At 58.1% G+C, this 11,447-nt stretch carries 9 protein-coding genes and 3 pseudogenes; 7 read left to right on the plus strand and 5 right to left on the minus strand.

Features of this window, described 5'->3' with window-relative positions; all coding sequences use genetic code 11:
• Positions 1 to 263, plus strand: a 263-nt coding sequence (locus J6525_RS44685) for a transposase (RefSeq protein WP_512699755.1), incomplete at its 5' end; no start/stop codon positions are given.
• A 1,099-nt stretch (positions 264 to 1,362) separates the two neighbouring features.
• On the opposite strand, the gene J6525_RS44690 is transcribed toward J6525_RS44685, so the two are convergent.
• Positions 1,363 to 1,782, minus strand: a complete 420-nt coding sequence (locus tag J6525_RS44690; RefSeq protein ID WP_225649404.1) for a globin domain-containing protein — start codon at positions 1,780 to 1,782, stop codon at positions 1,363 to 1,365.
• Between the two features lie 437 nt (positions 1,783 to 2,219).
• Complete coding sequence (locus tag J6525_RS44695) at positions 2,220 to 4,019, minus strand: di-heme-cytochrome C peroxidase (protein ID WP_225649405.1); 1,800 nt, start codon at positions 4,017 to 4,019, stop codon at positions 2,220 to 2,222.
• A 656-nt stretch (positions 4,020 to 4,675) separates the two neighbouring features.
• Between J6525_RS44695 and J6525_RS44705 the strand changes: the two genes are divergently transcribed.
• Together J6525_RS44705 and J6525_RS44710 are read left to right on the plus strand one after the other, a co-directional pair.
• Positions 4,676 to 4,996 carry a hypothetical protein gene (locus J6525_RS44705; RefSeq protein ID WP_225649410.1) on the plus strand — a complete coding sequence of 107 codons (321 nt, stop codon included), beginning with the start codon at positions 4,676 to 4,678 and terminating at the stop codon, positions 4,994 to 4,996.
• A gap of 14 nt (positions 4,997 to 5,010) precedes the next feature.
• The gene (locus tag J6525_RS44710) at positions 5,011 to 5,544 is read left to right on the plus strand and encodes a hypothetical protein (RefSeq protein ID WP_225649406.1); all 534 of its coding nucleotides are present in this window, start codon (positions 5,011 to 5,013) and stop codon (positions 5,542 to 5,544) included.
• A gap of 542 nt (positions 5,545 to 6,086) precedes the next feature.
• On the opposite strand, the gene J6525_RS44715 is transcribed toward J6525_RS44710, so the two are convergent.
• Positions 6,087 to 6,308, minus strand: a complete 222-nt coding sequence (locus J6525_RS44715; RefSeq protein ID WP_225649407.1) for a hypothetical protein — start codon at positions 6,306 to 6,308, stop codon at positions 6,087 to 6,089.
• 1,127 nt (positions 6,309 to 7,435) lie between these two features.
• Between J6525_RS44715 and J6525_RS44720 the strand changes: the two are divergent.
• Positions 7,436 to 7,645, plus strand: a pseudogene (locus tag J6525_RS44720) (IS701 family transposase); the annotation flags it as partial.
• Positions 7,646 to 7,662: 17 nt separating this feature from the next.
• On the opposite strand, the gene J6525_RS44725 reads toward J6525_RS44720, so the two are convergent.
• Positions 7,663 to 8,849 (minus strand): IS3 family transposase gene (locus tag J6525_RS44725; RefSeq protein WP_225649408.1). Its coding sequence is split into 2 segments (ribosomal slippage): positions 7,663 to 8,597 and positions 8,597 to 8,849, totalling 1,188 coding nucleotides; the frame shifts between segments, so codons are not numbered across the junction.
• A gap of 142 nt (positions 8,850 to 8,991) precedes the next feature.
• On the opposite strand from J6525_RS44725, the pseudogene J6525_RS44730 reads away from it, so the two are divergent.
• Together J6525_RS44730 and J6525_RS44735 are read left to right on the plus strand one after the other, a co-directional pair.
• Positions 8,992 to 9,296: pseudogene (locus J6525_RS44730) on the plus strand (transposase); the annotation flags it as partial.
• Positions 9,297 to 10,012: 716 nt separating this feature from the next.
• The gene (locus tag J6525_RS44735) at positions 10,013 to 10,399 is read left to right on the plus strand and encodes a hypothetical protein (protein ID WP_141343466.1); all 387 of its coding nucleotides are present in this window, start codon (positions 10,013 to 10,015) and stop codon (positions 10,397 to 10,399) included.
• Positions 10,400 to 10,641: 242 nt separating this feature from the next.
• Here J6525_RS44735 and J6525_RS44740 read toward each other — a convergent pair.
• Positions 10,642 to 11,064 (minus strand): annotated as a pseudogene (locus J6525_RS44740) (reverse transcriptase domain-containing protein); the annotation flags it as partial.
• Positions 11,065 to 11,269: 205 nt separating this feature from the next.
• On the opposite strand from J6525_RS44740, the gene J6525_RS44745 reads away from it, so the two are divergent.
• On the plus strand, positions 11,270 to 11,447 hold a 178-nt coding region (locus J6525_RS44745), incomplete at its 3' end, for an IS4/Tn5 family transposase DNA-binding protein (RefSeq protein ID WP_225647044.1).

Genomic DNA, 11,447 nt, shown 5'->3' on the forward strand with positions numbered 1-11,447 from the left:
TCTCGGGTCAGGTCCGCCGCGTCACAGCTTCCATCCGTCGCGAGATGAAGCGTCGCGCGGCTGTCGAGCCCGTCATCGGCCACGTCAAGGCCGAGCACCGCATGGACAGAAATTATCTCAAGGGACGCCTCGGCGACCGCATCAACGCTGTTCTCGCCGCTGCCGGCTATAACTTCGGCCTGCTGCTGCGATGGCTCGCAGAGCTCTTGCGTGTCATCATCCGAGCCTTCTTCGAGACCGTCCCGGCTCGAAACACCGCTTGAGCCGGGCGCTGCCGCCAGTTCTTCACGAACGACTAGGACGGAACGAAACGTTGACGCACGCGTCACGGGCACGGACAACTCTGCGTTTAGCGTTACCGCGAAATAGCGCCGTAAATCACGAGGCCGGAACGTCACAAAGGCGTTCGGTTGCTAGTCCAGGAGGTTGCCATGATACGACGCGCTACCATTCTAACGACATCAGCTCTGCTGTGTCACCGTCCCGATCAGCGATCGCGTTCGCGCAACAGACGCAGCGAGTGTCCTACAAAGCGGGCGCGGAAATGCAAAATACACACAACAAAGTTTCTCGACGTCGGCGACGTCGCGGGCTCAGGCGAGTTCATTTGAAATTTATCGCACTTTTCCGACTAACGCTCCTGTCGTCCATGGTTTGAAGATCAAGGAAACGTGGACGCGTGGCGTTTCCGACTACGTCGACAATAATGGTCCCGGCAGCATATACACGGTCTATGCCTTCGAGAATGGCGACAAGCTCTTCACCCGAGGAACTGTGCTCGCTCATAGCGGAGGGCCGGGAACGCTTAGTGGCACGACTGTCTCGTATATCACGGGCGGCACGGGAACGCTGGCTAATATTCGGGGAATTGCGCGAACCACTGGCCACGCCGATCCCAAAGCAGGTATGAACGAGACATAAGTCGAGATCGAATATTCGATCGGCAAGTAGTTGCGGACACACTGAGCGGTCCAACTCCGCGCAAGTATTCATCGATACGCGCCTTGGAGACTTTCCAAATCGGCGGATCGCGGAATGTCGGCTCAAGAGCACGAGCAACGGTCGCACCCACGGGGCCCCTTACCGTGGCAGACGAGAGGATGTGCATGACTGGATAGCTCGGAAGCACAATATCAGGCTCTTCGAGCGGGAGCAGATTCTGCCCTCGGGCGCTCGTCCCGTCCGGCCGACTCCGTTCACTCGCGATCCCGCCGATCTGCCACTGCGAACCCCACGTCACATGCCAAATCCGACCGCGATGAAGGCTCGAGAAACGGCTTGTCCGAGCATGTTGAGCTGTCAACTCCACAGACCAGCGTTGTGCCAGTGACGTACGTCCTATGGGTGTCGCATCCGCCATTGTCAAAACGAACTACGCCGGCCAGTCGCGCGCAGCATCTCGTTCTGGGTGGTGGCGTAAAGTGTTTGCCAGGACTCTCTCAGCTCAGGGGTGAAATAAGCGCCGAATTTGCGTTCATAGCTCCATATCAACGCCTCGCCCATTGCGACGAAGTGCGATGGCTGAACGCCAAGTCTGGCGTGCTTGTGACCGGAAATCGCGATCAGCGATTGGAACATCGGTCCTTCGTCGAGCGAGGCGACCAGCGCCGTGATCATATCCAGCACCTTCATCCGCTGCTTCTCAGTATCGCCGCCGAACATTTGTCTTGCGTCAGGAGCTAGTTCGACGAACCTGTTGTAGCACAGGTCAGCGAGGTCGCGGCGGATCGGCCACATCGCGTCAAATGATGTCCTGATAAGGTCGACCTGCTCGGGCGTCATTGGTCAGACGAGCAGGCTCGTAAAGAATGGTCTTGTAATCTCTGCCGCTGAGAGCTCTCTCTCATCTGAAGTGACGACGGAGACAAACTGGTGTTTGCAGTTCCAGCAGCGCCAAAGATCCTGAGCTTCATTCGCGGAGACGCGCTCGTGCCACTCAAGGGTGACTAATCCAGAACCACAGCGAACGCATTCTTTGTCATGCGCTGTTGAAATTGGGAGCATGTGGAACCTCTTTTCTTACACACAAGCGACGCATACGGCAGAAGGGCAGGAGTTGGGTCACACTCGTGCGACCTTGAGCAGCTGCGCTGGATCAGATGTCCATTCCAATGCTCGCGCCGACAGCGAGAACTCGGCGAATGAGGGTCTTTTTGCGCAAACGAAACTGGAACCGGCAGCATGTTGGAAGCCCGGTCAAAGAGGGGGGCCTAAGAGGGTCACAGTGTCTTGAGGTATTCAAGCAACGCCTTTTTGTCCTGATCGCTCAAACTTGTCCCGTACTCGTGGCCGCATCGGCTATTTCCAGAGTTGATATTGCTGCAATCCGTCACGGATAGATTGTCGCTCAGCGGATCCTGGGTGGCAGCAAGACCAACGTTTTCAATGTCGTATTTCCGTCCGACGCTAAACTGCGATTTGCGCTGCCCTGATGGCTTGAGCAATTCCGCCAGCGTAGGGACCGATCCGTTATGGAGATAAGGTGCGGCGGCCCAAATACCCTGCAGAACACGAGCCTCGTAGGAGCCCCGCGGAGGGAGCCGAGTGTGAGACGCTCGTTCTGCTCCCTGCCGCCTGGCCTTTTTGATTGCTTCCGAGGCGCTGGCAGTATCGAAAGCCGTCAGCAGATCCTGCAGCGTTGGCGGTAGTCGCACCAGCCCCAGAGACTCCGGTGTGTCCGACGATCCCGGATCTGGCGCCGCTGCCACCCGGGCATTGGTTGAAGGGGCGCCGCCGGCCAACAGGTGTTCCGCGATCGAACCAATGACCGAGGTCGCAAGAATGTTAAGAATCTCATCGTTCTCCTTGAGGGGGGCGGTCGCGAAGGGAATGTACGCTCCCTTCAGCACGCCCGTATTCGCTTTCCAGGCGAGGATGTCGTATTCTCGTGTATCGGTACCAACGTTCTCGACCGGAGTTCTCCACGTTTTAATGAATGGAAAGCGTTGCTCTCCGTCTTCAATCCCGTGGCACCCGCTACATCCCGCTTCAGCGGAATCACTTTCAAAAATTGCTTTGCCCCGCGCGGCTAACGCAGCGTCAATCTTCCAGGGCCATTTCGGAGGGCCGATCCGCTTCACCAAGTTTTCAAGCTCGCTCAGGCCGTCGAAATTGGTGGAATTATTGTCAAGGAAATGGACGATCGCGCCCTGACGCTTCGGCTCGAACGTAGCGAACACCCCCAGAACCTCGCCAACGTTCCGAGCCAGCCCCAAGATGTCATTTCCATTGTTTGCGAATCCAGGCCATTGCGTCTTGTCTTGCCGCGGCGAATTCCAAAGGAATGGGTATCTCACGGGAGCGTCCGCGGTTTTCATGTTTTCCGGGATCATGAAGTCGGGGGGCGGGCCTATGTCCAGCCCGGATATGCGGTTGAAAATCATCCCCACAGCATCCAGACGGCCAACTCCCCAGCTGGTCTTGGGCAGCGCGCGCACAATAAGCGTGTGAAACCGCAAGTACCACCCCTCGACCTGTCGACGAAGGTCCACAACGTCGGCCGCGTCCGGCGTTGTGGAGCGCAGGACAGCTGCAGCAAACGGAGCGAACGAGCTGTCGCTAGCAATCACGTCGCCCACAGCCTTGTCCAGATCGCCAAGCAATGCGTAGAAGTCTACAAACGCCGGACCGCCATCCACCCGATACACGTTGCCGTCAGCTTCGATCTGGCGCGTGTGACAGGCTGAGCAGGTCATTCCGACGACCTGGAAGTCTTGAGGGCCAGAAGCGTGAAAGCCGACGGGAAGATTGGCCGTGTTTGCAGGATTCGGTAGATAACCGTACCGTGACAAACCATCCGCGAGGAATGGCTGTCCGTTCCTTTGCTTCAGCGCCTGCATCCAAGACAACGCAATCAAACGCGAGCCCTGATCGCGCGAATAGAAGTCAACTCTCGCTGCCGCGGTCCAATCCACACCCTGGTCAAGATAGATGGGATTGGCGTCGGTGCCTTGAGCGTCCGATCTTGTCGTGAGGACAAAAGTTGAGGCGATCAGAATCAGAAAGAGAGTGCGGAACATCCGTGTGTCCTACCGCTTCCATTGTCGCAACAGCCCGAAGCAACTTTCGCCGAAATCCGCGCCGTTTCCGGCAAACGTTGGCCTGTCTTTCGGCCTGCAGGTCGTCGGATCATTGGTTATCAAAGGGCGCTGTCCAACAAACTTCAACCTACCAAATCTTGGGGGAAGGCATCAGCCTGCGGTGTATGGGGTGCGGATTCCGCTCGATGTCGCCCACCCGTTCCGAGACGATCTCGTCATCGGCGACCGACGCCGTCCTCGATCGCCTCGTCCACTGCGCCCATCGGCTCGATCTCTCCGGCGAAAGCTTGCGTCGAACCCGGCCATCCGCCCGAAGGCCTGAGCCCGTGGCGCTGTGGACATGCGCTGCGCTTGGACAACGCCCAGGGCGTTGCCCACATGCCCACAGCAACCGCAGAAGAAGAAAAACAGATTCGAGCCGCGATTCCAGATTGACCACGCGGCTTGCCCGATGCCAAAGAACCAACCGGCCAGAACGCCTCGCCCCGGGCGAAATCAAATCGAAGAAGTGGGCGACATCGTCTCGCAATCCCCCGGCGACTTCAAATCGGTACACCCGGGCGACATCGTCGGAATCCGCACGCAAAGCTCTGAGCGCCCCCTATTTGCTTGGGGATGGTCACCGAGGGGGCAAAATGCTCGATCCCATTTCACGGTTCGCGCTCAGTTACCAAGGGCTTTCACGCCAGCAGTTTTTGCTCGCGCACCACCAACTGCATTCGGGAAAAGATCATCGCGTCGCCCTGGATTTGTCGGAGGGATACAGGCGCGCGCGGCATCGCAATTGCGGAGCCTCACTGCCATATTGGTTCCGAGAGATCTTCCCGATGTCGATCTGGAATGGCGCAAGATTGACCAGCAGTACAACGCTCTTCACGGCGCCGCTCACTGATCGACAATCTTCCGGTGAGAACGATGTGCAAACTAGGCCGGTGAAGCGCGCAAGCAATCACTGATGAGTTAAAGAAAAATGAGGCGCGACCGTAAAGGCCTGCTCAGCGAATTGAACAGGGAACGCGGCCGCAATCTCACAGCCAAAGAGTTTGAAGCGGTCGCGAACCTCACGCTTGCCGAGGAGTTCGGGAACGTTAAACTGGCCAACAGCTTCGCGGTCGGTTCAAGGTATTTGACGGTCGCGTCGAAGGGCTCGACGGAAGGCAACTCAGCGGCACGGCGGGCTAAAGGCGACAGAGTGGCCGATATCCACGAAGAACACGTATTCTGGAATGATACCTTTTACGCTGAGACTTTTGATTTCCGCGGCCAGATTCATTTTGCCCGCTTTGATGGCTGCACCTTCATGAAGTGTACCATCGTGCTTGAAAACAGCGCCGAACAACTCGCCTTCACCGGCTGCGCCTTCACGGACTGCAACATAGATCATACAGACGAGGCTCACGGAGTTGTTGCCCGTGACAACTTTTTCGATCGCCCCATTGCGGAGCGTGAGGCTGATCTCGAACGACGCCTGGCTGAATCTCTGAATCGGCCCGTAAAGTCCTAAACACCGAACGCTTAGCCATGTAGCTTCACGCCGCCAACCACATGCGGGGCGATCTCCGCGCCGGCTCCATCAATTCCGCACTCGAATCGGTTACCATTGTCCGGATCACCCCGATACGCGCTGAGGCCGGAGTAACTTAGTCGCCCGCGACCCTAGACCTCGCGGCACAGCCTCCCTACTCACTGGGTAGTACCGGAGTCACACGGATGGCGAAGGCGTGCCCCCTCCTCCATACTTGGTCCAGGTCAGGATTCTGCATACAGCCTCCTGGGGCTAGAGCCAACGCCGTCCGCATGTATTTTAAGCGGGCGGCGTTGGGCCGTGGATCGACTGTAGCGCGTGCGATTAACTGCGTGCGCCCTCTCTATGGTCGCCGATCTGGTACGATCAGCGGCTATTTTTGGGCTTCGTGCGCCGGTCATGCTGCTTACTGGGCGCAGGTGCAAGCGGGCCATCCGCTTGGACGATCATCTTGCGCGAAAGAGGCGCGCGGAACAGCTGATCGCTCGACCTGCGCTCGCAGCGCGGCGCGGTATGCGCGTTTACGCCAGCGGTTCCATTCTTGCAGTTCTGTCACACGCCAAGCTGCCTCTCCGGCGGAAGTGCTCGCGCATGGAAAGCTGGGACGTTCCGTCCAACGGACGATCGTTTGCAGGCGTACTCTTGAAGTGCGCGGCCAATTGAACCGCTGTCATGTAAATGCCGGTCAGGTCGATGGAAGCCGGTCCGATGTCCGGGGTGATGTTGTCAGTGCTATCTGTCATCGCGCAGCCATCCTGGCCAAGCCATCAACGAACAAAGCGCGATTGTGGCTTGCGCTTCATCGGCTTACCCTCTCATGAGCGATGCTCCTCATGCGCCGTGTCGCAGATGATCTTGATCAACCTTAAGAGTGTAAGCGGATGTTTGCGTACAAGCTCTGTGCTCGTCTTCGCGAACTCGTCGGGGCCTCCTCGCTGGCGGACGATCTCCCGAAGTGCGGCCAGCTTCTCAGAGTCGGCAGAGCGAATAGCTGCCTCGAAAGCCGGGATAAATTTAAGCCTGTCCATTTCAACACATTCCTTATGAAGAGAGCTCCGGTCTTGACGGCGGCCTTGGTGGCGGCCTAGTCGCCATAAGCTCCGCAATCGCGGCAAGTACGACGCTCGTATCGGCCTTCCCTTCGGACCATTCCTTCAGCGCCTCTATCGCGTTCTTTAAAGCCTCATCACGGGTCACGGAACAATCTCCACAGTACACCTGTGGCCGGCCGCGCGGCCTGCGACTACGAAAAAACGCGCGGGCGTCTGGAGACCGCCCGCGCGGAGTTTGCTACGCTAAGCTTGGTCCGTGTTGCGTGAAGATAAACAGCCAAGCAGATAAGCCTCTCAACAACTCGCATGCCACGGCACCGTGCAGAAGTAGAGCCAAACGGTGCGGTATCGACAGAGCACAGTGAGGCCGACGCGACGGAAAAGCGTGCGGGCGATTGCTGACGACCGCCCGCACGCCGTCGCACCTCAAACAGACCTGGCCCTCACGAGGGTCAATCAATAAGCGACCAAGCCAAGCGATGATGATCCGGCAGTATCGCCAACGAACGCCCTCGAGGCACCTGCCAGAATTGGTGGCCTCTATTCGCCGAGCATGCCGCTCATGGGCGCATGTCTTGCGTCTCATCAACTGCTGATCTTGGTTATCGATGCAGAAGACGGACGCATGGCAGTCGTTTGAGCCATATGAAGTACGTCCAGCGGGTACAGCAGCCCCTATTCAACGGCCGCTCATGCTGCCTCCGCGGATTTGGCTGCGCGGCCTTATGCCGAGGCCCTCCGATTGTCATTGCGATCTTTCATTGACCGGGCGTCAAACGCCATCGGTGGAACGGTCCCATCTTTGCGTCATGACACAAATGATTCATGGGTGGTCGGCTCTTGGAGGGCTGACCATGGCGAAATGGGAAGACGAGCTTGGACGGTGGTTGAAGCCATTCCTGGATGGTTCATAAGACCCGACAGCGGATGTGTCCGCTTTACGTTGCGGGATTGATCGGCCCTGGTGATCGCAAAAGCGTTCAGCCGAAGGCGAGCGCCTTGCGACGGGTAATCAGTTGCACCATTTTGACCTGCCCCTGAATTTTCATCCAGCGGCGGTTAGAGTCTCGGGGGCTTGTACGCCTTGCGGCGCGGTAAAAGCAACGGGCGATCGGCGAAGCTGGTCGGGGGTGCGCAGCCGAGCGTCCGTTGCGGTGAGAGTGGCGGCGTAGGCCGCGGGCGTGAGGTATTGCAGCGAGGAATGAGGTCGCTCGCCATTGTAGTCGGCGACCCATGCCGCGAGTTTGGTCCTGGTGTCGTTGAGATCGAAGAACAGCGTCTCATTGAAGAGCTCGTCGCGCATCCGGCCGTTAAAGCTCTCGACGAAGCCGTTCTGCATCGGTTTGCCCGGTGCGATGAAGTGCCAGTCGATGCCGGTTTCCTTGCACCAGGCGAGCATGGCGTTGCAGGTGAGCTCGGTGCCGTTGTCGGAGACGATCAGGCCGGGTTTGCCGCGCCGCGCGACAACCGTCGTCAGTTCCCGCGCCACACGCCGGCCCGAGATCGATGTGTCAGGAATGGCGCCCAGACATTCCTTGGTGACATCGTCGACGATGTTGAGGATGCGGAAGCGACGCCCGTTGGCGAACTGGTCGTGGACGAAGTCCAGCGACCAGCGCGCATTCGGCTTCGCTTCCACCGGGATCGGCGCCCGGCACCCCATGGCCTTGCGGCGAGCCCGCCGCTTGCGGACCGTCAGTCCTTCTTCCCGATAGATCCGGTGAATGCGGTTGAGCCCTGATGGCTCGCCCTCTCGTCGCAGCAGGATGAACAGCCGACGGTAGCCGAACCGTCGGCGCTCGTGGGCGAGGTCGCGCAGCCGAACACGAAGCTCCGTATCCGCAGCGCGGCAAGATCGGTAGCGGATCATCCTCCGATCCGCGCCGACGATCATGCAGGCCCGTCGCTCCGACAGGCCCAACACGGCCTTCAGGTGCGCCACAGCGGCGCGCTTGGCGGCGGGCCCTACCATTTTTTTGACAGAAGCTCGCGCAGTGCCGCCGCATCGAGCATTTGCTCGGCCAGCAGCTTCTTCAGCTTCGCGTTCTCCTCCTCCAGCGACTTCAGCCGCTTGGCTTCGGAAGCTTCCATGCCGCCGAACTTGGCCTTCCAATTGTAGATCGTCGCCTCCGAGACCCCGTGTTTGCGAGCCAGATCGGCTGTCGTCGCTCCGGCCTCATGCTCCTTCAACACTGCGATAATCTGCTCTTCCGTGAACCTTGCTCGCTTCATCTGTCCGTCCTTGCTCAGGCCGGACTCTAACTCCATCTGGAGGAAATACTCAGGGGCAGGTCAATTTCATCGCCGATGGTGTCTGGGACGCGACACCGCAGGAAGCGGAACTGCTCAATCAGGCCGACCGGCTTGTGGGCGGCCAGGCGACGAAGCTTGACTCATCGGCGAGCAACGCGCGTCCGGGGAGAAAAACTACTATCTCGCCAACCTACCCGCCGCGACAGATCTGCGGACACTAGCCGCCACCATCAAGGCACGATGGATTTGCGAACAGACCTATCAGCAGCTGAAAGAAGAACTCGGACTTGATCACTTAGAGGGACGATCCTGGCAAGGTCTTTCGCAGCGCGCTGATGACTATGATCGCCTACGCCTTCTTGCAACATCGTCGCCTCACACAAGTGGGATGAAAAAACGAATCAACGGACCGCCGCGTCAGCCTAGCCTGCCAAGCGTAGGCCACGCGATCCTCGATCTCATTCTTCGATCGCTAACACTGCAAAAGACGAATCCGTGAAAAATAGGGGGCATCAGTAAATCAGCCAAAGTAGCGCTAGTTCGATCAACCTGCTTCTACCCTAGGCGCTGCTTAGCACCTACAACGGCTTTGCCGATATGCCATTTTTAGACCTTTCCCCCGTCTGGAACACCTACTCTCAAAGCACGACCAATAAGCGCGTTTGCTCCACGCCTGCGCATCTATCTTCGCAAAATACACCACACACTCTCGGCCGATCCAAACCGAGAAGCCCCTTGAAACCAAAATCGCCACCATGCGAGCGATCTCGCATCGTACTTCTGCGCCCTGCCTCTCGAACCAATCCTCACTGACCGCGATGGTGCCTGTGTGGCGACCTACGTTCGCGTTCTGGACGGAGGCGGTGAGGGATCTGTATCGCCTCTGCTCGCGAATACTATCGCCGCAAAGTTGCCATCGGGGTCACCTAGTTGCCATCGGGGCACCTACCGGAGTCGGGCAGCCTAAAATCTCCGCCACTAGCATGCTCACGTTGTATGTCGTTGTGAAGTCAGTCCTTGCGATCAAACCTACCAAAAGAGGTAAGTACCACATATTGGAGACGGTGTTACCCTCTGAGGATTGATGGGCGTTGAGCCGCGAGACATCACAACGTTACAGTTCTTCAGAGAGGAGACGTACAATGGCAACGAGTATAGCCGAAGACGAGAAACGCCGTACACAACAAGGGCCACAAGTGGCCCAGGCATCGCCCACTGGGCCAGGGGGCGCCGCCGAGCACACTAAAGAGTCGACGCCAGCCTCGCGCGGTTCATTCGTGTTTCCAGAATGGCAGAAGTCGATTGAAGCAACGACAAACTTCTTCGCGGCGACGTTGAAAGACGGGTTGAGATTGACTGCTTCCTCTTTGCACGATCACGCCAATTTTCTAAAAGTGGTTGCCGAGGTCAAAAGTCCCTCCGAGTTGCTGAAAAGCTATCTAGACTTGGTAGAGCGATCCTGGTCGAGGTCATTCAGCGAAGGATCGAAGTTATTGGATAATCTCAAGATACAACAACATCAGCGGTGAGCAGTCGAATCGATCTATAAATTGATATAGGTGAAGAGCTTGGGGCGGTCGCCTAATACTTCCCCAAGATCGCCTGATCGGCCAATTCTGAAGCAATTCGCCTTCGGTAGAAGCGGAGCATTTGTCGAGCGGTCAGCTCATTGCCGCCATTGCTGATACCGGGCACGAAGGCAAAGGCAGCAAGCCGGCCCGGCATAATGCCCGCTGCATAAGGCCACGATTGCAGCAGCGAGCCGCATCGCTTAAGTGCCGTGGTAGTTCAGGTATCCCTGCATCACGCGACGGAGCCAAACGCCGGTCTCACCGATAGGCGCATGGCGGCGTTTCAGGTCGTGCCGTATCGCACTCAGCGCCGCCCGCAAGCGAGAGGCGATGGTCACGCGCCGGATTATGAAGTGCGGGTTTATCCGGGTCACCGCGCAGATGTGCGTGAACTCCAGGAAGTCGAACGTTTCCGGGCGGCGTTGCCCCCGGCGTGCGCGGCGCTCGGCCGCGTACCGTCCAAATTCCAATACCCGCGTCTTCTCCTCATTCAGCGACAGACCGAACTTCGTCATCCGCTCACGCAGTGCGTCAAGAAAGTGCAGGGCCTCGGACTTCGTTTCGAAGCCCATGACACTGTCGTCCGCATAGCGGACGACGATGACATTCCCTTTTGCCGACTTACTTCGCCACTGACGAGGCTAGAGGTCGAAGACGTAGTGCAAGTAAATGTTAGCAAGAAGCGGTGAGATGTAAGCGGCAAGCTGAGCTTTCAATTACCCACATTTGACGTCGGATTTGAGCGAGGCGCCGCGGGCGAAATCTTGAATCGGTAGAATCTGTTGTGATTCGTTGTTGAGCACCTGATTCGGAAGCGCGGGGTGCTCGATGGGCTTGGTGAAGGAACGTGCCGGGGCGCGTGCTCAGCGATTGACGACTGGTATCGAGACGTGGGTTGATCGGGAAGTTGCGGGATGCGAGTTTAAGGATGAGCGGCTTGGTCGCCGGTTCTGCAAATTGCTCGCACAAATCGGGAGCGACATGGGTCAAAGCATCCCGCTGGTTT

This window comes from Bradyrhizobium australafricanum (genome assembly GCF_020329495.1).
In the GTDB taxonomy this organism is placed as follows: domain Bacteria; phylum Pseudomonadota; class Alphaproteobacteria; order Rhizobiales; family Xanthobacteraceae; genus Bradyrhizobium; species Bradyrhizobium australafricanum.

Bases quoted from the DNA above. Each gene is read 5' to 3' on its own strand.
- J6525_RS44690 (WP_225649404.1), bottom strand. From the start codon at position 1,782: ATGACGCCCGAGCAGGTCGACCTTATCAGGACATCATTTGACGCGATG.
- J6525_RS44695 (WP_225649405.1), bottom strand. From the start codon at position 4,019: ATGTTCCGCACTCTCTTTCTGATTCTGATCGCCTCAACTTTTGTCCTC.
- J6525_RS44705 (WP_225649410.1), top strand. From the start codon at position 4,676: ATGCTCGATCCCATTTCACGGTTCGCGCTCAGTTACCAAGGGCTTTCA.
- J6525_RS44710 (WP_225649406.1), top strand. From the start codon at position 5,011: ATGAGGCGCGACCGTAAAGGCCTGCTCAGCGAATTGAACAGGGAACGC.
- J6525_RS44715 (WP_225649407.1), bottom strand. From the start codon at position 6,308: ATGACAGATAGCACTGACAACATCACCCCGGACATCGGACCGGCTTCC.
- J6525_RS44735 (WP_141343466.1), top strand. From the start codon at position 10,013: ATGGCAACGAGTATAGCCGAAGACGAGAAACGCCGTACACAACAAGGG.